18 protein-coding genes are annotated in these 19,935 nt (G+C 43.9%); 10 read left to right on the forward strand and 8 right to left on the reverse strand.

The features are described 5' to 3' along the window. The first annotated feature begins 19 nt into the window (after window positions 1-19). The 8 genes from sbcD to AC0L6V_RS04355 all read left to right on the forward strand — a co-directional run bounded on the left by sbcD (window position 20) and on the right by AC0L6V_RS04355 (window position 9,724). Complete coding sequence (gene sbcD, locus AC0L6V_RS04320; RefSeq protein WP_265217621.1) at window positions 20-1,297, forward strand: exonuclease subunit SbcD; 1,278 nt, start codon at window positions 20-22, stop codon at window positions 1,295-1,297. Continuing rightward, entirely contained in the window at window positions 1,294-5,007 is a 3,714-nt protein-coding gene (locus AC0L6V_RS04325; protein ID WP_265217622.1) for an AAA family ATPase, read from the forward strand. Before sbcD ends, AC0L6V_RS04325 begins: the two co-directional genes overlap by 4 nt. A 303-nt stretch (window positions 5,008-5,310) precedes the next feature. After that, the gene (locus tag AC0L6V_RS04330) at window positions 5,311-5,562 is read left to right on the forward strand and encodes a septum site-determining protein MinC (RefSeq protein ID WP_418138793.1); all 252 of its coding nucleotides are present in this window, start codon (window positions 5,311-5,313) and stop codon (window positions 5,560-5,562) included. Continuing rightward, window positions 5,543-6,037: a septum site-determining protein MinC gene (gene minC, locus AC0L6V_RS04335; protein WP_418138794.1), complete on the forward strand. Its 495-nt coding sequence runs from the start codon at window positions 5,543-5,545 to the stop codon at window positions 6,035-6,037. The genes AC0L6V_RS04330 and minC overlap by 20 nt, the downstream gene beginning before the upstream one ends. Before the next feature lie 61 nt (window positions 6,038-6,098). Next, entirely contained in the window at window positions 6,099-6,908 is an 810-nt protein-coding gene (gene minD, locus AC0L6V_RS04340; RefSeq protein WP_409419420.1) for a septum site-determining protein MinD, read from the forward strand. A 1-nt stretch (window position 6,909) separates the two neighbouring features. Then, entirely contained in the window at window positions 6,910-7,167 is a 258-nt protein-coding gene (gene minE / locus AC0L6V_RS04345; RefSeq protein WP_111605983.1) for a cell division topological specificity factor MinE, read from the forward strand. A 166-nt stretch (window positions 7,168-7,333) separates the two neighbouring features. Beyond that, window positions 7,334-8,515: a cytochrome-c peroxidase gene (locus AC0L6V_RS04350; RefSeq protein ID WP_409419854.1), complete on the forward strand. Its 1,182-nt coding sequence runs from the start codon at window positions 7,334-7,336 to the stop codon at window positions 8,513-8,515. 156 nt (window positions 8,516-8,671) lie between these two features. After that, window positions 8,672-9,724: an aldo/keto reductase gene (locus AC0L6V_RS04355; protein WP_409419421.1), complete on the forward strand. Its 1,053-nt coding sequence runs from the start codon at window positions 8,672-8,674 to the stop codon at window positions 9,722-9,724. Window positions 9,725-9,893: 169 nt separating this feature from the next. Here the strand turns inward: AC0L6V_RS04355 and fusA are convergent, their stop codons facing one another. The 5 genes from fusA to AC0L6V_RS04380 form a co-directional block, all read right to left on the reverse strand. Then, on the reverse strand, window positions 9,894-11,984 hold the full coding sequence (gene fusA, locus AC0L6V_RS04360) for an elongation factor G (protein ID WP_265217624.1): 2,091 nt from the start codon (window positions 11,982-11,984) through the stop codon (window positions 9,894-9,896). 388 nt (window positions 11,985-12,372) lie between these two features. Beyond that, on the reverse strand, window positions 12,373-12,666 hold the full coding sequence (locus AC0L6V_RS04365) for a TIGR04211 family SH3 domain-containing protein (protein WP_418139068.1): 294 nt from the start codon (window positions 12,664-12,666) through the stop codon (window positions 12,373-12,375). A 1-nt stretch (window position 12,667) separates the two neighbouring features. Then, window positions 12,668-13,042: a TIGR04211 family SH3 domain-containing protein gene (locus AC0L6V_RS04370; protein ID WP_418138795.1), complete on the reverse strand. Its 375-nt coding sequence runs from the start codon at window positions 13,040-13,042 to the stop codon at window positions 12,668-12,670. A 123-nt stretch (window positions 13,043-13,165) separates the two neighbouring features. Beyond that, window positions 13,166-13,642, reverse strand: coding sequence for a DUF934 domain-containing protein (locus AC0L6V_RS04375; RefSeq protein ID WP_409419423.1), 477 nt, complete (start codon window positions 13,640-13,642; stop codon window positions 13,166-13,168). Continuing rightward, complete coding sequence (locus tag AC0L6V_RS04380) at window positions 13,626-15,287, reverse strand: nitrite/sulfite reductase (protein WP_409419424.1); 1,662 nt, start codon at window positions 15,285-15,287, stop codon at window positions 13,626-13,628. Before AC0L6V_RS04380 ends, AC0L6V_RS04375 begins: the two co-directional genes overlap by 17 nt. Before the next feature lie 251 nt (window positions 15,288-15,538). On the opposite strand from AC0L6V_RS04380, the gene nfuA reads away from it, so the two are divergent. Next, window positions 15,539-16,120 (forward strand): Fe-S biogenesis protein NfuA, encoded by a 582-nt coding sequence (gene nfuA / locus AC0L6V_RS04385; RefSeq protein WP_111605977.1) that lies wholly within the window; start codon window positions 15,539-15,541, stop codon window positions 16,118-16,120. 84 nt (window positions 16,121-16,204) lie between these two features. On the opposite strand, the gene AC0L6V_RS04390 is transcribed toward nfuA, so the two are convergent. Together AC0L6V_RS04390 and AC0L6V_RS04395 are read right to left on the reverse strand one after the other, a co-directional pair. Then, on the reverse strand, window positions 16,205-17,281 hold the full coding sequence (locus tag AC0L6V_RS04390; RefSeq protein ID WP_409419425.1) for a 3-deoxy-7-phosphoheptulonate synthase: 1,077 nt from the start codon (window positions 17,279-17,281) through the stop codon (window positions 16,205-16,207). 96 nt (window positions 17,282-17,377) lie between these two features. Further along, window positions 17,378-18,139, reverse strand: a complete 762-nt coding sequence (locus AC0L6V_RS04395; RefSeq protein WP_265217630.1) for a sulfite exporter TauE/SafE family protein — start codon at window positions 18,137-18,139, stop codon at window positions 17,378-17,380. Between the two features lie 107 nt (window positions 18,140-18,246). Here AC0L6V_RS04395 and cysB point away from each other — a divergent pair, with 107 nt between their 5' ends. Next, window positions 18,247-19,221 (forward strand): HTH-type transcriptional regulator CysB, encoded by a 975-nt coding sequence (gene cysB, locus AC0L6V_RS04400; RefSeq protein ID WP_111605974.1) that lies wholly within the window; start codon window positions 18,247-18,249, stop codon window positions 19,219-19,221. A 97-nt stretch (window positions 19,222-19,318) separates the two neighbouring features. Here the strand turns inward: cysB and wrbA are convergent, their stop codons facing one another. Then, window positions 19,319-19,921 carry an NAD(P)H:quinone oxidoreductase gene (gene wrbA, locus AC0L6V_RS04405; RefSeq protein WP_265217632.1) on the reverse strand — a complete coding sequence of 201 codons (603 nt, stop codon included), beginning with the start codon at window positions 19,919-19,921 and terminating at the stop codon, window positions 19,319-19,321. Window positions 19,922-19,935 lie beyond the last annotated feature (14 nt).

Here is a 19,935-nt window from a genome sequence, read left to right on the forward strand (position 1 = left end):
TTATTCACGGATTCTATTAATGAAAATTCTACATACCTCTGACTGGCATCTTGGTCAGCACTTTATGGGGAAATCCCGCCGAGATGAGCATAAGGCCTTTATTGATTGGTTGTTGGCGCTGGTGGATCGAGAGTCAGTCGATGCGGTGATTATCGCGGGCGATGTGTTCGATACTGGTTCTCCGCCAAGTTATGCCCGTGAAATGTACCATCAGTTGGTGTTGGATATGAAGGCTCGCCACTGTCAGTTGGTGATTATTGCGGGTAATCACGATTCGGTCAGTATGTTAAATGAATCTAAGAGTTTGCTGATGTATCTTGATACGCAAGTGTCTAGCCAAGCCACTCTCGAAGATATTGACTCTCATGTTGTTGCGCTGAAAGACAAGACCGGCGAGGTGGCTGCTTGGGTTTGTGCTGTGCCGTATTTGCGCCCAAAAGACGTGATGCAAAGCGTTGCTGGGCAATCTGAGCAAGACAAGAAGTTGAGTTTGTTGCAGTCGATTGGCGAATTTTACCAGCAGGTGTATGAAGCAGCGTGTGAGAAAAATAAAGCGCTGAAAACGCCAGTGCCGATTATTGGTACTGGGCATTTGACCGCGGTGGGCGGGCAAGTGAGTGAGTCGGTTCGCGATCTTTATGTCGGCACATTAGAAGCCTTGCCGACGTCTGTGTTTCCGGCGTTTGATTACCTTGCGCTTGGGCACATTCATCGTGCTCAGCCAATCAGTAAAAGCGGTCGATTCCGTTACAGCGGGTCACCCATTCCGTTGAGTTTTGATGAACTGGGACGAGACAAGACGCTGGTGATACTGAATACCGACTTGTTAGGTGAAGACACCTTTGTTGAAGACTTGTTTGCCGAGCCGGTGGACCCTGTTCAGTTGGTAACGATTCCAAATTTTCAGCCCATGGCGAGTGTAAAAGGCAATTTGAAAGATGTTATTAAGCAGATTTCTGCCTTGCCATTAGACGAAGATAAAACTTTATGGTTGGAAGTCACTGTGATTGCAGATGATTATTTGAGCGATGTGCATAAGCGTTTGCTAGAGGTGATTGAGGGCAAGCCAATCGAGTTGCTGCGAGTCATGCGAAGAAGTGCCATAGAGAAAAAGAACGACGGTTTTGAGGCGCGTAAAACCTTGTCAGAATTGACGGTCGGTGATGTGTTTCAGCAGAGTCTTAAATCGAATTTAGAGTTGGATGAAGAAGAGTCTAAAACTCTGACGGAGCTTTTTAATGCCTGTTTGACGGAGTTGGAAGCGCATCAGCAAAACGGCGAGGAGAAGCAATCATGAAAATTTGCAAACTGCGCCTAAAGAATCTGAATTCCCTCAAAGGCGAGTGGGAAATTGACTTTACCAAAGCGCCGTTTGACGATGCGGGCGTGTTTGCCATTGTTGGGCCAACGGGCGCGGGTAAGTCGACTTTATTGGATGCCATCTGTCTGGCTTTGTACCATGAAACACCGCGTTTGAAAGTCTCGCCGAGTCAGAATGATGTGATGACGCGTCATACGTCTGAATGTTTGGCGGAAGTGGAGTTTGAAATTAAGGGGAAAGGTTATCGCGCTTTCTGGGGGCAACGACGCGCCCGCGGTCAAAGCGATGGCAAGTTGCAACCCATGACCTGTGAGCTATGCGAACGTGATGGCACCATTATCACCACCAAGATAAACGAAAAAATTGATAAAATTGCTGAGATCACTGGCTTGGATTTTTCGCGTTTTACCAAGTCTATGTTGTTGGCTCAAGGTGGGTTTTCGGCCTTTTTGAATGCGTTGCCTAATGACAGAGCCGAGCTATTAGAAGAGCTAACCGGTACGGAAATTTACGGTGATGTATCTAAGTGGGTGTTTGATAAACACAAGCAAGAAAAGCAGGCCATCGCCGCCTTGGAAAAAATCAATGAGCAAGCTCAATTGCTGACAGACGAGGCTTTTTCAGAGCTAAAGCAAACAGAGTCGAATTTTGAAGCCAATGAAAAAACCAATGCTCGAGCGCTAAAACATCATCAAGCAGTTTTGGAATGGCGACGTACAGAACAAAATTTGCAAGAGCAAGTGGCGCAATATCAGCAGCAATTCGATGAAGCAACCCAGGTCCTTGCGGACTTTGCTCCTCAACAGCAGCAACTTGAGCAGGCATTGACCGCACAAGTATTGCAACCGGATTATGCAAAGCAGCAAGACTTAAAATCGCGCTTAGATAAGAATCAGGCTGACGTTAGCAAATACACTGAAATGCAAGACGCACAGCTCAAACAAAGCCAAGTTTTAGCCGAATCGGTTGAGCAGGCAAAAGGGCAATTAACCAAGGCGCATGCTGAATTAGTGGCGTTGAATAATAAGATCAATGATGAGATTCAGCCTGTCCTGACACGCCAAGAAAGTGTGAAGGCGCAGCACCAAGATGCGTCAGCTCGCTTCATGCAAGCCGCTGAAAAAGTCGAAAATCAGCAGGCGCAACTAAAAGGCATGACTGAGAAACAAACGGATATTAATAAAGCCTGCGATGAAAGTAAGGCGATTTTGAGTCGTTGGCGCTCGCCGGAGAAGATTGAACATCAATTAGCCAGTTGGCAGCATCAAGCGCAAAGCATGGCATCGAATACCCAAGCGATTGTTGAGCTTGAACAGCAAATTGTGTCGAATACAAAGAACTATGAGGTGGCTCGCGCTTTGTATTTAGAAAATCAGGCTAAGCTTGAACAGGATCAAGCGCGGATATCTGAGCATCAGAACACCCTGCAGAGAGATGTTGATGCTTTTATGGCCTTGTCCTCGCAACGTGACTACGCAGATTGGCAGAAAGTCTATCATCAGGCTGAACGCGCTCAGTATCATGCGCAATCTCTTTGGAAGCAGTTCCATCAGTACCAAGAACAGCAAGCACAATTAACAGAGTTGGACGCGAACTTGAATGCAATGACGCAGCGTATTCAGCAGCAACAAACTCAGTTAGCGCAGCAAAGACACGCTTATAAAGATAAGCTTCTCCTTCAAAAATCGATTGAAAAACTCGCAGAGGCCGAGCGTCATATCGTGGCGCTCACTCAATTACGGGATGAATTGGGTGAGCATGATGCTTGTCCACTGTGTGGCTCAGCAGAACATCATTTTGCCAATGCCTTGTACCAAGCAGACTCTGGTCGTCAAGATGAATTTATTCGCTTAGGCAAAGAGCTTGATAGTTTGAAAGGCGAAGGAATGCAGTTGGCCGCGGACTTGGAATCCATGCAGAGGGAATTTGCGTCTATTCAAATTCGTCGTCAGCCATTAGTGGATGTTTTACTGAAAACAGAGCAGGAGTTGAATGAGTGGCTGGCATCTTTACATCATGACAGGAAAAGCCAAGGCGCTAGTGTTAGTCTTTCTAATAAAGAACAGGTGTTGGCTCTGGTGCAGTATGTGGATCAAGAGTGGCGAGATATGCAAGACATTGCTCCTAAGCTTGAGGCGCTTCAGCGGTCTCGTTTAGCGTTAGAGGCTGAGTTGCAAAACTTGCATGCTCAGCAGCAAGCGACACAACAGCAGGCGGCGAAAAATGAATCTCAATGTCAGTTACTCTGGCAAACTCTAGAGACGCTCCAGCAGAATTTAGCCAGTAGGAAAGGTGAGCAAGCACAAACCATTGAGCGTTTGAAAAATGACATGCAGCAAGCGGGTGTTCCTGAAAGTTACTTTGACTTGTCCTTGACCGAGGCATTGGCACAGTTGCAAGACGCGATAACACAGTGGCGAAATAGTAAAGCGGGTTACGAGGTGTTGTTGCAGCAAAAAGATCAGCTTGCTTATGAGGTAAAGAACCTAGAAAACGCGTTAACAGACAGTCAGCAGTTATATGGTGAAGCGAGTGAAAAGGTCGCTGGATTTGAGGCTAGCTTACAGGCTATTGAAGAGCAGTTAAATGCCCTTTTAGGTGACAAGAGTATTGGTGAGCTTCGTCACGACAGGCAGTCTCAGGTTGATCATGCTCATCAAATGCTCGAAAAAGTCGAAGTGGAGTGGCAGCAGATGGCTCAGGCATTAGCGTCCAGTAAGGCGACATTGGCGACGCTTTCTAAGTCTCATCTTGCCTTAGAAAAGGAATATGACCTTGCTCTATCTGAATGGCAGAAACGTTTGGTTGAGAAAGGCTTTGAGGGCGAGGGTGTTTGGTTACAGGCGATGTTATCCACAGAAGAGGTTAGTCATCGTCAAGCAAGATTGACATCATTACAGGAAGCCGTTTCCCGATCACAGACCTTGCTGAATCAATCCGCTGAGTCTTTGTTAAAGCATAATAATATGGTGCCAGACGAGACGGAGTTGATGGTGTTACCATTCGATGTTCTTGTGGACAAACATGCTCAGCTTGAAATTGAGCGTCAAACAATGCATCGTCAGTGGGGCGTGGTCACTCAGCAGATCCAAGAAGAATTTCAACGTAGGGAACAGGTGGCGAAATCCAAAGAAACCTTAGAGGCCCGTCGAGAGGCGTTTGTGCATCTTGAGCGCCTAAATCATCTGATTGGTTCTGCTGATGGTGCAAAATTCCGCCGTTTTGCGCAAAGTCTCACCTTAGATCATTTGGTGTATTTAGCCAATCAGCATTTGGCTATCTTGCATCGTCGATATCAATTAATGCGCAATGAAGAGACATTGTCTTTGTTGGTGGTCGATACTTGGCAAGCAAACGCTTCTCGAGATACAAAGACCTTATCTGGGGGCGAGTCGTTCTTGGTCAGTTTGGCGCTGGCTTTGGCTTTATCTGATTTAGTGTCTCATAAAACCAGTATCGACTCTTTGTTTTTGGACGAAGGTTTTGGCACGTTAGACGGCGAGACACTTGAGTCTGCATTGGACGCTTTGGATAACCTGCACTCATCTGGTAAAACCATTGGTATCATCAGCCATATTAGTGCGCTGAAAGAGCGTATTCCTGTGCAGATAAAATTGACTAAGCAAAGCGGTTTAGGCGTTAGTCGTCTTGCACCAGAATTTGCACCGCATTCAACAAATGAATGAGAATTTTGTTGTGTGTTTGTGGTGCAAAAGTTTTCCCCAGATTAATGGGAACAAGTATGTAAGTAAGTTGTAAAATATTAACTAAATCAAAAGCTTAATCTTTCGTTCATTATTGTGCATTTTGCGTTATTCTTAGCCCTATAAGAGAGCAAATAATATGTAGCGAGAATGTAAATAGTGTGTCTTGATGGCTTTCTTTAATCATGTAGCTTGATAGAATAGATTTTCAATGCTGATAGTGAAAATTCAGTGCGGCTTGGCAGTATTTGGGGCCATTTAAGGTATTAAAAAAGGACAGTTTGCATGACAGACTCAGGCTTCCGACTTAAAGGAAGTGTCGTTACGACGATTTTGCTGGAGATTCAGACTTTTTCATTAGATGACATCGTTTTTCATTTAAAAGAAAAGATTGATCAGGTTCCACATTTTTTTAATCAAGCGCCGATCATTATTGATATTTCAAAAATGAAGCGTGGCATTACGATTGATGAGTTTGATGTTCTTATTCAGTCGGTCAGTGGAGCTCGGTCTTGGTGTGATTGGTTGGCGTTGTGATCCAGAGGCTTTGCCTGTATGGAAGGCGTTGGTCAAAATTCCGCTTTTGCCTGCGAGTAAAGCAAGGGCAATTACGACATCCACAGCGGAAAAAGAAGAGGCTAGTCCAGATGTGGTGGTGAAAACCGTTGTTGAAGAGCGCCTCGTGCCTCAAACAACGAAAGTGATTACTAAACCGATTCGTTCTGGGCAGCAAGTCTATGCCGAAGGGGATTTGATTATTCTGAATCAAGTCAGTGCGGGCGCGGAAGTGTTAGCCGATGGTAATATTCATGTCTATGGTGCATTGCGTGGGCGTGCCTTGGCTGGCGTAAAAGGTGACGTTGAGGCAAGAATTTTTTGTAAAAGCATGGAGGCTGAACTGGTTTCTATCGCAGGTAATTTTATGTTGAGTGATGCGCTGCGAAATATCGTTTGGAAAGATGGGGCGCAAGTGTTATTAGTTGACGATAGTTTAGAAATCGTACCGCTCTAAGGTTTACTATTCATTTAATTAGTTAGATAAACCCTATTTGGGTTTGTCGGGGGATAAAGCATTGGCAAAAATTATAGTAGTCACCTCAGGCAAGGGGGGTGTCGGAAAGACGACATCCAGTGCTGCTATTGGGACTGGTATCGCGTTAAAAGGACATAAAACGGTTATTATCGATTTCGATGTAGGCTTACGTAACTTAGATTTAATTATGGGCTGTGAGCGTCGAGTGGTTTACGACTTTGTGAATGTTATCAACAAAGAAGCGACTCTATCTCAAGCTTTGATTAAAGATAAGCGGACAAAAGATTTGTTTATTTTGCCTGCGTCACAGACTCGCGATAAAGATGCCTTGACTACTGAGGGCGTTCAGTGGGTTCTTGAGGAGCTTGCTAAAGAGTTTGAGTACATTATTTGTGACTCTCCAGCCGGAATCGAAAAGGGCGCTCAAATGGCGCTGTATTTCGCTGATGCGGCCATCGTTGTAACGAACCCAGAAGTGTCATCTGTGCGCGACTCTGATCGTATTTTGGGTATTTTGCAAAGTAAGTCAAAACGTGCAGAAGAAGGGAGAGAGCCTATTGAAGAGCATCTACTCTTAACTCGTTATCATCCTGGGCGTGTTGCTCTAGGAGAAATGTTAAGTGTATCCGATGTGGAAGATATTTTGGCGATTCCATTGCTTGGTGTCATTCCTGAGTCGGAAGCGGTTTTAAAAGCGTCAAACCAAGGTACGCCGGTTATATTAGATACTGAATCCGAGGCGGGTCTTGCTTATATGGATGCGGTTGACCGTTTGATGGGCGAAGAGCGTCCGTTGCGATTCTTAGAAGTTCAGAAAAAAGGCTTCATCAAACGATTATTAGGGGGTTAGTGTGGGAATTTTTGACTATTTTAAAAGCAAAAGCGTGCCTAGCTCCGCGTCTGTTGCTAAAGACAGACTGCAGATTATTGTGGCTCATGAGCGCAGTAAGCGCCATCAACCTGATTATTTGCCACAAATGCAACAAGAAATCATTGATGTGATTCGTAAGTATGTGAATATCGGTAATGAAGATGTGCAGATACAGCTCGACAATACCGATGATTGCTCTGTGTTGGAGCTAAATGTCACGTTGCCTGAGCAAAATTAGTCTTATTTTACGGGTTACCATTAGAAAACACCTAACACCTTCTTGATATAGATCGTGTTAGGTGTTTTTTTTGCAAAATTAATTAAGAATGATTGTCATTGTTTTACTGATTTTTTGTGTCGGTGTATTATCTAGCTTATTCATTTTTCAGTTTGAGCAAAATTTAATGCTGCGTTCTTGTTTTAGTATGATGGCTGTTGTGGTGTTTCTCTCTGCTTGTAGCGAACCTAAACAAGCAGTGGGTGTATCTAACGCTGAGAACGTTTCTCCCGAACTTCCCATTTCTCTTTCAGATCCGAAAGCGCTGCTTGGTTCGCAATTGTTCTTTGATACAAATTTATCGAAACAGCGTAATCAGTCTTGTGGTACGTGTCATGATATTGCTAATGCGTTTGTTGATAAGAGACAAGATGCATTGTTGGGTGCGGTCTCATTGGGAAGTGATGGCCATTCAATGGGCGGACGCAATACACCAACAGCAGGCTATGCGGCTTTTTCTCCTGCTTTTTATCGTATGTCGAATGGCGAATATCGTGGCGGTCAATTTTTGGATGGTCGGGCCTCTGGATTGGCTCAACAAGCTGAAGGGCCTTTTTTGAACCCTTTGGAAATGGCCTTACCGGACGGTGCTTCCGTTGTTGAACGAGTCAAAGAAAATCCACGCTATGTTGATTTGTTCAATACGCTTTATGGTCAAGATATTTTAGAAGACGCGCAAACCGGCTATGCAGCCATCACGAATGCGATTGCAACGTTTGAGAAAACGGCATTGTTTATGCCGTTTGATTCAAAATATGACCGAGCATTACGAGGTGAAGCTAAACTGACGCCTCAAGAGGAGCTGGGAAAAACCTTGTTTTTCTCTCAGCAATTTACTAATTGTAACGCATGTCATCAACTCGGTACGTCACCACTCAATGCCCAAGAAACGTTCACGAATTATGAGTATCGTAATATAGGCGTGCCTGCGAATCCGGCCTTGATGGCGTTCAATGGCAATAAAAAAGACCTCGGCCTTTTAGATAATCCAATGATTGATGACCCTAAGCAGGCTGGTAAATTCAAAGTACCTTCTCTGCGTAATGTCGCTGTGACAGGACCTTATATGCATAACGGTGTGTTTAAAGATCTGCGTACCGTTGTGCTTTTTTACGATAAATATAATAACCCTATGCGTAAGTTGAATCCTGAAACAGGTGAGCCTTGGGCAGAGCCTGAAGTGGCGGAAAATATCGACTTAGTGAGCCTAGAGAAAGGCCCTGCCTTGCCAGATCAGCGTGTAGATGCCATTGTGGCCTTTCTGAAAACATTAACAGATCAGCGATATGAGCCCTTGCTTGAGAAATAGCGCTGTTTTCTACTTGTTTTCTGATTGGCGATTTTGGTCAACTCCTTATTGTTTTCATTGATAAAACTGGCGAGTGAGTGCGTTTTTTATTACATTGTCTCTTTGGTGTAAATTCCGCATCTTATATGTGTCACTTGAATTTGAAGGATTGAGAGAATGAAATACGTTCCACTCGGCCGAACTGGCTTAGATGTTTCTCGTGTTTGTTTGGGTACCATGACTTGGGGGACTCAAAATAATCAAGCAGATGCTGATGTTCAGATTGAATACGCGTTAGCAAATGGTGTGAATTTTATTGATACGGCTGAGATGTATTCTGTTCCGCCAACGCCAGAGTCTTATGGTAAAACGGAAACCATCATAGGTAATTGGCTTTCTCGCAATCCATCGCGCCGTAAAGAGTTCGTGCTTGCCACCAAGATTGCTGGCCCTGGTATGAAGTACGTTCGTAATGGTAGTAATATTTCTGGCAAGACGGTGATTGAAGCGGTTGATGCTTCGCTAAAGCGTTTGCAAACGGATTATATTGACCTCTATCAGCTTCATTGGCCTAATCGTTCTACTCCTCACTTTGCTAAGCACTTTCCTGGTGTTATCAGTTTTACGGATGTCGACCGCGATGAGCAGTCCGCTCAAATGTTGGATATTTTGCAAGGCTTAGAGACTTGTATTAAAGCGGGCAAAATTCGTCATTTTGGTTTGTCGGATGATACGACATGGGGGATTAATGAGTTTATCCGTTTAAGTGATAAACATGGGTTGCCTCGTGTTGCGTCTATTCAAAATGAATTTAGTTTATTGCATACCAAAGATTGGCCTTATTTGATTGAGAATTGTGTGCACGAAGAGGTTGCCTATCTGCCATGGTCACCTCTAGCGGCTGGTGCCTTAACTGGGAAATATCTTGGAGGGGCCCGTCCTGAAGGCAGCCGTTGGACGTATGCTCAACGCAATGGTATTTTCCGCGATACCGCTTTGGTGGAGAAGGCTGTTTCTGCTTATTTAGACGTTGCGAAGAAGCATGGTTTTACTCCTGCGCAGCTTGCTTTGGCTTGGTGTGATCAGGTAGATGGTGTTAGTTCAACGATCATTGGTGCAACGTCTCTAGAGCAATTGAAAGAGGATATGTCTGCGTTTGACATGGCACTGTCTGAAGATGCGTTAAAAGACGTTATGTCGGTGTTTAAAGAGTATCCAGTGCCTTTCTAAATGGCTTTTAATGGTTCTTAAATCATGTGATGTAAAAAGGCGCTTCGGCGCTTTTTTTGTTTCTTTAAAAAGGGAGATGTAAATAGGGTGATGAGCAGCTGTTTATTTAGGCAATAAAAAACCCGAAACACAATTATGTTTCGGGTTTTTGAAGATTAAAAGCGAGTAATTAGTTCTTTTCTCTTTCTTTCTTTTCTTTAACTGCAGCGATAACAGTTTCCGCTACGTTAGAAGGACATGGTAGGTAGTGAGAGAACTCCATAGAGAACTGACCACGACCAGACGTCATTGTACGTAGAGTACTGATGTAACCAAACATTTCAGAAAGAGGAACGTCTGCTTTGATGCGAACACCAGTCAAACCTTTCTCTTGGTCTTTGATCATGCCGCGACGACGGTTCAAGTCACCGATAACGTCACCAACGTGGTCATCTGGCGTGAACACGTCAACTTTCATGATTGGTTCAATCAACTGTGGGCCAGCTTTTGGCACAGATTGACGGAAAGCACCTTTTGCAGCGATTTCGAAGGCAATCGCAGAGGAGTCAACTGCGTGGAAGCCACCGTCGAACAATTCAACTTCAACGTCTAATACAGGGAAGCCTGCTAGAACGCCTTGGTTCATCATAGACTTGAAGCCTTTTTCTACCGCAGGGAAGAATTCTTTTGGTACGTTACCACCAACAACTGTAGAAGTGAACTTGAAGCCAGAACCCACTTCACCAGGTTTGATACGGTAGTCGATTTTACCGAACTGACCAGAACCGCCAGATTGTTTCTTGTGAGTATAAGTATCTTCAACCGCTTTAGTGATTGTTTCGCGGTAGGCTACTTGTGGTTGACCAACGATTAGATCTACACCATAAGTACGTTTTAAGATATCTACTTTGATGTCTAGGTGAAGCTCACCCATACCTTTAAGGATGGTTTCACCAGAATCTTGATCCGTTTCAACGCGGAAAGTTGGATCTTCTGCAACCATTTTACCGATAGCGATACCCATTTTCTCGTTACCACCTTTATCTTTTGGTGTAACAGAGATAGAGATTACTGGCTCAGGGAAAACCATCGCTTCAAGTGTGCAAGGATGTTTTGGATCACAAAGAGTGTGACCAGTTTGAACGTTTTTCATGCCCACGATAGCAATAATATCGCCTGCTTGTGCAGTGCTGATCTCGTTACGGTCGTTTGCTTGCATTTCTACCATGCGGCCTACACGTTCAGTTTTGCCCGTGAAGCTGTTAAGGATAGTGTCGCCTTTGTTCAATACGCCTGAGTAGATACGTACGAAAGTAAGTGCTCCGAAACGGTCGTCCATGATTTTGAACGCAAGCGCTTTAAGAGGCTCTTTAGCATCCACAATCGCTTTTCCACCTGTTGGGTTACCTTCTTCATCAGTAAGATCTTGAGGTTCCACTTCAGTTGGGCTAGGTAGGTAGTCAACAACCGCGTCTAGAAGAAGCTGCATACCTTTGTTCTTGAAAGCAGAACCACAGTATGTAGGGAAGAATGCTAGATCACGAGTACCAATACGGATGCAGCGTTTCAAGTCTTCAACAGAAGGCTCTTCGCCATCCATGTAAGCCATCATCACGTCATCATCTTGCTCAACCGCAGTTTCGATTAGCTTTTCACGGTATTCTTCAACTTGATCAACCATGTCTGCAGGAACATCTTCGATACTGTAGTTTTCTGGTTGGCCAGAGTCATCCCAGATGTACGCTTTGCGAGTTAATAGATCAACAACACCACGGAACTCATCTTCTGTACCAATTGGTAGAACCATGATTAGTGGTGTTGCGCCTAGTACTTTTTTAACTTGTTCAGTAACGCGGAAGAAATTAGCGCCAAGACGGTCTAATTTGTTAACGAAAATCAGACGTGATACTTCTGAGTCGTTCGCATAGCGCCAGTTAGTTTCTGATTGTGGTTCAACACCACCAGATCCACAGAATACACCGATACCACCGTCAAGAACTTTAAGTGAACGGTATACTTCTACTGTGAAGTCAACGTGTCCAGGTGTGTCGATAACGTTAAAGCGGTGATCTTTCCAAAAACAACTAACAGCCGCAGACTGGATGGTAATACCGCGCTCCGCTTCTTGTTCCATGAAGTCAGTAGTAGATTCACCCTCGTGAACTTCACCGATTTTGTGGATCATACCGGTTAGTTTAAGAATACGTTCTGTGGTGGTGGTTTTGCCCGCGTCAACGTGAGCAAAAATACCGATGTTTCTGTATTTTGATAAGTCAGCCATTACATTACTCTAAATAAGTGAGGACGAAATTTGCGCGTTAGTATACAAGACTTTTTGCTTTGTAGTCAGGTATTTCGCGCTATTCTATTATATTTTATGTGTTTAAAGGAAGGGCAAGATAAAGGCATTTTGGAAATGAATAACAAAGATGTAGGAATTGTTAGGAAAATGTTTCTAAAAGTCCACATCTCAGCATAACTAATGCGATACATTGAAAAGGCGTGGTGTTCCTTTGAGCGTGTTGGGTGTAGTTTTGTTCGGTCCTTAGGGGATGAAAATAACCAATGCCAGTGTTTACTGCATTTGGTTTAAGTAATGGGGGTGGCGAAACTTGCCTATTTGATAACAAAAAAACAAGTCAGCACGACCCCCATGTTGTATTTTTACATTAACCCCAAGAACCTGAGTTGCTCTTCTTTCGTCTTAGCATGGGTAGCAAGGAGCCTAATAACAAACCACCAAAAAGAGTGGCGGCGCCAATAATAAACCATTGTTGCTCTGTGGTATCTTGCAGTTTTTCTGACTGGGCAATGGCGGCCTCTGCTTGCTGTTTGAGGCTCTCAAGTTGATAACTTGCATCGTCATTTTGAGCGACGATGATTTGTGCTTTTTTCGTTAAGTTAACCGCCTCTTGTAATTGTTGCTTGAGTGACTCATTTTCTTCTTTTAGGGCGGTGTTGATTTTACTGAGGCTCTTGAAATTTCTCTTGGCTTAGATTGAGAGCTTTGACAATTTCTTCTCGGCTTGCAATGCTTTTATCAAGACTAGCCTGTATTACGTCAAGTTGATCTCGAGTAATAATATTTTCACTAAGGAAGTAATCAGCAACCCATCCTTCGTTGCCGCTAGGCGTGCGAACTTTAGTATAACCTTCGCTTTGTTCTAATACCTCTAAAGGTGTGCCACTTTTTAAACCTCTTTCTACGGCTCTAGTATTGTTATCCAGCCCTTCTCTAATGGCGACAAACTGGATGTCTGAAACATACACTGTCGCGGAGTGCGCAGTGGCAGAAAGTAATAGGCCAACAATTAGGCCTGTAATGCGTTTTTTAGACACGTTAAGTTCCTTTAACAATCAATCACTTTATCTTTTTAGTACGATAATCATGAGGTGATCATTACGCAATAGAAAAGGCCATTGTAATGGCCTTTTCTGTGGTTTTAATTGTAAAAAGTATCTTTAACGGCGAAGAAATAGAGGTCTTGGCTCCGAAACATCACCTTGATAAGCGACTGAGAAGGATTTATACAAGAGAAGGGCTTTTTCTAAGTCAACGTTGTCGTTAAATTGAAAGCCGTTAAATCCGACTCGTAAAAGATAGCCCAACTGATCTGGGATGAAGTTGCCAAGGGCTCTTATTTCGCCTTGGTAATGTAGCCTCTCTCTTAGTAGTCGAGCGTAACTAAAACCTCTTCCGTCGGTAAAAGCCGGAAAATGTATGCCAATAACATCGAATTGACTCAAATCAACGTCTTGTAGAAATTCGACCCCATCACCAGCTTCTAGCCAAATACCTGCGACACTGCCAATGGTATCTTTATCAGTAAGCCATTTTTGTGCTGCTACAATACTGTTTGATGTTATTTCTTGCTCAGCATCTTGTAACCAGTTGTATGGATTGTCGATGATGTTGCCGTTTTTAATTAGCTTTGGCATAAGCGGCCTCTTTAAATGGTGTGATGCCAACGCGGCGGTAAGTATCAATGAAACGTTCATCTTCATAGCGGTTTTCTACATAAACGTTCATGAGCTTTTGTATGACACTACTTATTTCTTCTTGGGCGAAAGAGGGGCCTAAAATTTTACCTATGCTTGCATCGTGTCCAGAAGCGCCACCAATTGAAATCTGGTAGAACTCTTCGCCTTTTTTGTCTACACCAAGGATGCCTATGTTGCCGACATGGTGGTGACCGCATGCGTTCATACAGCCAGAAATGTTCAAATCAATGTTGCCTAGGTCATATAGGTAGTCTAGGTCATTGAACGTTTCTTGGATTTGAGCCGCAATGGGGATAGATTTTGCATTAGCTAATGCACAGAAATCGCCACCAGGGCAGCAAATCATGTCTGTGAGTAGGCCAAGAGTAGGTGTCGCAAATCCCGCTTCTTTAGCGGCATCCCAAAGTTCTATCAATTGGTCTTGGCGAACATCGGCTAATACAAGGTTCTGCTCATGGCTGACACGCAATTCGCCGAAACTAAATTGATCTGCAAGGTCTGCAGCCCTATGCATTTGCTCTGCCGTTGCATCACCTGGAGCTTGGCCTGCTTTTTTTAGTGTCAGCGTAACGATGCGGTAACCTGCTTTTTTGTGTTCGAATGTGTTGCGTTCGAACCAACGAGCAAAGCCTGCACTGTCAGCCAGTTTACTGGTTAAATTTGCTGGATTATTTTCCAATACGGCATAGTTTGGTTCGCTGAAAAAGCTTTGTAGGCGTTCGAACTCACTCATTGGAACGGTGCTTTCTTTGCCTCTTAAATGTTGCCATTCAGCCTCAACGCGGCTTCTGAACTCTTCGATACCTAACGCTTTGACTAATATTTTGATTCGCGCTTTGTATTTGTTATCACGACGGCCTTGTTGGTTGTAAACACGAATAATCGCGTCTAAGTAAGTCAATAGGTCCATGCGTGGAATGAATTCGCTGATAGTAACGCCAACCATCGGGGTGCGGCCTAAACCACCGCCAACGATAACTTTAAAGCCAATTTCTCCAGCTTCGTTTTTCTTGATGTGTAGGCCAATATCATGCACTTGCGTCGCTGCACGGTCTGCTGATTCAGTCGCATTGACAGCGATCTTGAATTTGCGTGGTAAAAAGGCAAACTCAGGGTGAAAGGTAGACCATTGGCGAATCAGTTCGCAATAGGGGCGTGGGTCAACAATTTCATCAGAAATAACACCAGCGTACTGGTCTGTTGTTGTGTTGCGGATGCAATTCCCACTGGTTTGAACCGCGTGCATCTGCACTTCTGCTAATTCAGCTAAAATATCTGGCACGTCTTCTATTTTTGGCCAATTCAGTTGCAAGTTCTGGCGCGTACTAAAGTGGCCATATGATCTGTCATAGCGACAGCTAATATCGGCTAGCTTTCTTAATTGCGTACTGGATAGCATCCCGTATGGAATGGCGATCCTAAGCATTGGGGCGTAGCGTTGGACATAAAGACCATTTTGTAGTCTTAATGGTAAGAATTCTTGATCGCTCAATTCTTTATTTAAATAGCGGCGTGTCTGGTCGCGGAATTGTGCTACACGCTCTTCAACAAGTTGTTGGTCAATGGCGTCGTACTGATACATAGTGAAATGAACCGTGGTTAATAAGTGTTAGTTGACTCATGGTAGCAAATATCCTTTATTCTAAAAATGAATATTTATCTATATCTTTAGGGGTTTTCCTAATAAGGCTTATTAAGAATCTTATTATGAGAAAATCCTCTAATTGAGAAAGAGGAAAAATACCCTACTTTTTTACTTGGTCTTTGGCTTTGCTCTTCATCTCCTGTAATATATCCCCTATTGATCGTTATATAGATTTTGAAAGGGTTATTATGAATATTACAATTACCGATGGTGCCCAAGAATATCTTTCTTCTTTGCTAGAAAAACAAGGTGTAGAAGGTATTGCTGTGCGAATTTTTATCCAGCAACCAGGCACACCTTACGCTGAAACCTGTCTTGCTTATTGTCGTCCGGATGAAGTTAATGAGTCGGATGAGATATTGAATCTGCCTAAATTGAAAGTGTACATCGAAAAAAATTCTGTGAACTTTTTAGATGAGGCCTATGTAGACTATGCGACAGAAAAAATGGGTGGTCAGTTAACCATTAAGGCGCCTAATGCAAAGATGCCGAAAGTAACCTCTGACAGTCCTATTGAAGATCAAATCAACTACGTATTGTATTCTGATATTAATCCAGGGTTGGCTGCCCATGGCGGTGAAGTGAGTCTGCTTGAGGTCATTGACGGTCAGATTGCTGTGCTGAAATTTGGTGGTGGTTGTCAAGGTTGTAGTGCGGTTGACCTTACTCTTAAAGAAGGCGTTGAAAAGACCTTAATGGAGAAAGTTCCAGGACTGACGGCTGTAAAAGATTCAACGGATCATACTGTTACTGATAACGCATTTATGTAAATTTACTTACCGAAGAATTCGGTATGTAAAAAAGGGGCACCTTTTGATTGAGGCGCCCCTTTTTTGTTGTGTGCTTTTTAATGCTTATCCGCGTTGGCGTTTTGGTAATACGTCACGCAAGGCATTCGACATTTCTGTCAATGCTTTTTCCGTTGTTTCCCAGTCAATGCAGGCGTCAGTAATAGAGACGCCATATTGTAAATCCTCGAGATTGGCGGGCACCTTTTGATTGCCCCAGCCAATGTTGCTTTCTATCATTAACCCCATAATGGATTGGTTGCCATTAATAATTTGTTGTGTTGCATCTTCTGCGACAGTGACTTGGCGCTCAGGTTTTTTGCTAGAGTTCTCATGAGAGGTATCTACCATGATATTTACTTTAAGATTGGCTTTTGCCAGCTCTTGCTCTGCTTCTGCAACAAATTTTGTTTCGTAGTTTGGTTTGCCGCCACCGCCTCGAAGTACAATATGTCCGTAATCGTTGCCTTTTGTGTTTACAACAGTGACTTGACCTTCTTCGTTGATGCCCAAGAAAGAATGCGAGTGAGACACTGATTGCATGGCATTAATCGCAACGGTTAGTCCGCCATCCGTGCCGTTTTTGAAGCCAACTGGGCCAGATAGCCCTGATGCCATTTCGCGGTGGGTTTGCGATTCTGTGGTCCGAGCTCCAATGGCAGACCAGCTAATGAGGTCTTGAATATACTGAGGTGAAATTGGATCTAGTGCTTCAGTGGCAAGAGGAAGACCAAGTTCGGCTAAATCAATAAGCAACTTACGGCCAATACGAATGCCTTTATTGATATCAAATGTTCCATCTAGATTTGGATCGTTGATTAAACCTTTCCAGCCTACAGTAGTGCGTGGTTTTTCAAAATAAGCGCGCATGATGATGTAAAGTGTATCATCCAGTTTTTCCGCAAGGGCTTTTAGGCGTGTTGCATAATCTAGAGCGGCTTTCGGGTCATGAATGGAGCATGGTCCAATAACGATTGCCAAGCGATGATCTTTTCCATCCATAATGTTTTTGATAATGTCGCGTGATTGCGCTACGTTGCTGCTAACACTTTCGCTTACGGGCAGCTCTTTCTTTAATTGACTCGGTGTTACCAGAGGGGTAAAGGAGGCAATATTTAAGTCTTCAAGACGTTTGTTACTCATTGCGGGGTTTCCTGCTTTTTTGCTTTTAGTTATAGCTGCTTACAATATCGTGTTTTTCTCTTTGAATGAACCGCTTAGCTGTGATTTTTTGACTTTTTAGAAGAAAAGATATTTTACTCCAAAAGAGAGTAAGGCAGAGGCTAATAAAGGCTGTAATACATGATTTGGAACATGGCTTGCGATGCGGGTTCCAATATAGATGGTCGGGATAGAGCCAATTAAAAGGGCGGCCAGTAAGGTGTAATCAACATTGCCCAAGAAAATATGTCCAGTACCCGCAACGAGGGTAAGGGGCACGGCGTGAGCTAGATCTGTCCCTACAATGTTTTTTGCTCTCATGGCGGGAAACAGTATCATCATTATAGCCGTGCCTAAAGCACCAGCGCCCACGGAAGTGAGTGTAACAAGGGCACCTAAAATAAAGCCACAGATGAAGACAATTTTTGTGCTTTTACTTTCTGCCATATTGAAGCTGAATGTTTTGGTCAGTTTGGCTCTGAATAGTATAACGATGGCGGTTAAAACTAACATCGCGCCTAATGTGCTGGTGAGTATCTCTTGATAATGATCGGGCTTTTCAAATCTTGATAATGCCCATACTGTGATGAAAGATGCGGGAATACTGCCTGCTGCCATAGCGAAAACAATTTTCCAGTTCACATTGCCGCGTTTAGTGTGCATCACGACACCAGTGCTTTTGGCTATCCCTGCGTACATAAGGTCTGTACCAATGGCAATATGAGGTGGGAAGCCAAACATTAACAAAAGTGGCGTCATCAGTGAGCCACCGCCCACGCCCGTGATGCCGACCGCTAACCCAACAGCAGCGCCAGCAAAAACATACCAAATAAAATCCATAGAAAGCCACATTAAGGTTATTTAAGCTGGCAACACTAGAGGTTTTTTACTATTCTATAAAGTAATATTTTATTATGTTTTTAACTCTTTTTCGAATAAGGCTCGCAATGAAGTTACAACAGCTTAGGTACATATGGGAAGTGGCGCGTCATGACTTAAATGTTTCTGCGACTGCACAGAGTTTATATACGTCACAACCAGGCGTGAGTAAGCAAATTCGTCTGCTAGAAGATGAGTTGGGTGTGGAGGTGTTTGCGAGAAGTGGAAAGCACTTGACGCACATTACACCAGCGGGTGAAAAAATCATTGCGTTAGCTGGCGAAGTGTTGAGTCAGACACAAAATATTAAGCGTGTCGCGAAAGAGTTTAGTGACGAACGTAAAGGCTCTCTTGATATTGCAACAACTCACACGCAAGCACGATATGCCCTGCCTAAGGTGATAAATCAGTTCATTGAAGGTTACCCCGACGTCAGCCTGCATATGCATCAGGGTACACCAATGCAGATCGCTGAAATGGCCAACGATGGGGTTGTGGACTTTGCGATTGCAACCGAGGCTTTGGAGTTGTTTGGTAATTTGGTGATGTTGCCTTGTTATACTTGGAATCGCTCTGTAGTGGTGCCAAAAGGACACCCTTTGGCACAGGTTAAAAAGCTCACCTTACAAGCTCTGGCTGAATATCCTATTGTTACATATGTATTTGGCTTTACTGGGCGGTCGCAGCTAGACCAGGCTTTTCAACAAGCCGATTTGCAGCCAAATGTGGTCTTTACTGCCGCCGACTCTGATGTCATAAAGACATATGTTCGTTTGGGGCTTGGTGTAGGTATTGTGGCTTCAATGGCCCATGATGCTGTGCAAGACGCCGATTTGGTTGCTTTAGATGCCTCTCATCTTTTTGCTGATAGTTGTACGAAAATAGGCATTCGGAGCAGTACATTTATTCGAGGTTATATGTATAGGTTTATTGAGTCGTTTGCCCCGCATCTGACAAAGGACTTGGTGATGGCGGCGATGGCGGCAGGAAACCGACAAGAGGTTGAATTGTTATTCAAGGATATTGAGCTTCCAAGGCACTGACGTTAAGCGCCTTTTTAGGCGTGTAGGGTGTTAAAAAAGCCGCCGCAGAATGTCTTGTGCGACGGCTTTTTTATTGGTTTTGGAGGGATCAAAAAGATTATTTTTGCAATTTTATTGCCATTTCAGCAATGCGCTTTCCTTGCGCTTCGCAGAGTGCTTTTTCATCATCTGTCAAAGCGGTTTCGTTGGTGCTATTTGCTAGGTGGCTGGCGCCATAAGGGGTTCCGCCAGCCGTTGTGTTAATCAGTTCTTTGTTTTTATACGGAAGGCCAAGCCAAACCATGCCATGATGCAGTAATGGTGTCATCATGCTGTGAATACACTGTTCTTGTCCGCCATGCATGGTGCTCGCACTGGTAAAGCCGCAAGCGGGTTTGTCTATCAATCTTCCCGTTAACCATAATGTCGAAGTTTGATCGATAAAATGTTTTAGTGGGGCGGCCATGCTGCCAAAGTAGGAAGGTGAGCCGATAGCAAGCCCTGCGCAGTCTGCGAGTTCTTCCAAGGTGCAATAAGGGGCGCCTGCATCGGGCAGGGCGGGTGATGCGATTTTTGTGGTGTCGGATACCTCGGGAACTTGGCGTACCTTTGCCTCGATGTCACCAACTTTGTTGATCCCACGAGCGATATGTTTTGCCATTTCGGCAACTGAGCCGTGACGACTGTAAAATAAAACTAATACGTAAGGTGACTGGGTCATTTCCGTACTTCCTT

It is taken from the genome of Marinomonas sp. G8-14 (assembly GCF_055808935.1).